Origin of the sequence: Micromonospora andamanensis, assembly GCF_016863495.1 — a bacterium.
Classification (GTDB): domain Bacteria; phylum Actinomycetota; class Actinomycetes; order Mycobacteriales; family Micromonosporaceae; genus Micromonospora; species Micromonospora andamanensis.
The window spans coordinates 1-1771 of sequence record NZ_BOOZ01000105.1; the positions used below are offsets into that span (position 1 = coordinate 1).

Sequence of the window (1771 nt, forward strand, 5' to 3'; positions counted from 1 at the left end):
ACCGAACCGTCGATCGACCTCGCGGCCGCGGACGTACGCCGATGGCTGGACGAGCGGCTGCCCGGGCACATGGTCCCCGAGCAGTTCGCCGTGCTCGACGAACTTCCGCTCACCTCGAACGGCAAGGTCGACCGCGCCGCGGTGGCCGCGGGACCGTGGTGGGCCGAGGAGCAGAGCGAGGACGAGGTGGCACCCCCACAGGGGCGGATGGAGGAACTCCTCGGCGACCTCTGGCTCGAGTTCCTGCCGGTCGAGCGGGTGACCCGCACCGACAACTTCTTCCGCTGCGGCGGCGACAGCCTGATCGGCACCCGGCTCGTCGCCCGCCTCGGCTCTGTCGGCGTGGAGGGGGCGGAACTGCGCGGGCTGTTCGCCAATCCGACACTTGCCGGGTTCGCGGCCACCCTCGACTTCGGCGCGACGAGCGCCGCCCGCTTCGTGGCCGAGCCGGACGCCCGGCACGATCCCTTCCCGGTCACCGACGTGCAGCAGGCATACCTGCTCGGCCGTCGCCCGGAGTTCACCCTCGGCGGGGTCGGTTGCCACTTCTACGTCGAGTTCGACAGTGCGGACGTCGACGTCGCCCGGTTGGAGCAGGCGTGGAACACGCTCATCGCGCGCCACGACATGCTCCGCGCGGTGTTCGACGAGACCGGACAGCAGCGCGTGCTGGCGACCGTACCCGGATTCGCCATCCCGGTCACCGAGGTCGCCGCCGACGAAGCGGAGCCGGCGCTGACGCGGCTGCGGACCGAGATGTCGCACCGATTGTTCGACCCGGCGCAGTGGCCGCTGTTCGACGTGCGCGCCGTCCGCTACGGCCAGCGGGTGCGCCTCGGCGTGGGCCTGGACAACCTGGTGCTCGACGCGTTGAGCGTGCTCATCCTGTTCACCGAGCTGAATCTGCTCTACGACGACCCGCAGGCCGTCCTGCGCCCGGTCGGCGTCACGTTCCGCGACTACCAGATGAACACCCGGCCGGACCCCGGCGAACTCGCGGCGGCGCGGGAGTACTGGTCGTCCCGACTGGACCGGCTGCCCCCCGCGCCGGACCTTCCGCTGGCCGTCGATCCCGTACACATCACCGCGCCGCGGTTCCTGCGCCGGCAGCTGCACCTGGACCGGGAGCACTGGGGGGTGATCACGAAGCGGGCGCGGGAGCACGAGATCACCCCGTCGGCGCTGCTGCTCGCGTGCTACGCCGAGGTGCTCGGCGCGTGGAGCGGCCGGCCGGACATGACGTTGACCCTCACCACATTCCGGCGTCAGGAGGTCCACCCGGACATCAACAACATCCTCGGTGACTTCACCTCGCTCCTGCTTGTCGCGTACGAACCGGAACCGGGTACGGGGCTGGCCGCGAGAGCCCGGGCGCTGCAGGAGCAGATGTGGCGCGACCTCGACCACCAGGCCGTGTCGGCGACCTGGGTGCTGCGGGAGATGGCACGCCGCGCGGGCCTGGCCGAGACGAGTATGCCCGTTGTCTTCACCAGCGCCCTCGGGGTGCTCGACGGGCTCGACACCACCGCCGCCGCCGACTTCGCCTGGGGCATCTCGCAGACCCCGCAGGTCTGGCTGGACCACCAGGTCCGGGAGTACGCCGACGGTCTGGCGGTGAACTGGGACCACGTCGAAGGGCTGTTCCCGCCCGGCGTGATCGACCAGATGTTCGGCGCCTACCAGGCCGCCCTCGACTGGCTGGCCACCGGCGACTGGTCGGCCCCACTGCCGGTGAGCGGGCCGGCGCGGGACATCGCCCCGGTATCGCGTG

General features: G+C 71.4%; 1 protein-coding gene. It reads left to right on the top strand.

The genetic code is table 11. The features are described 5' to 3' along the window. Positions 1-1771: condensation domain-containing protein (locus Van01_RS32660; protein WP_239099451.1), on the top strand; the 1771-nt coding region annotated here is incomplete at both ends.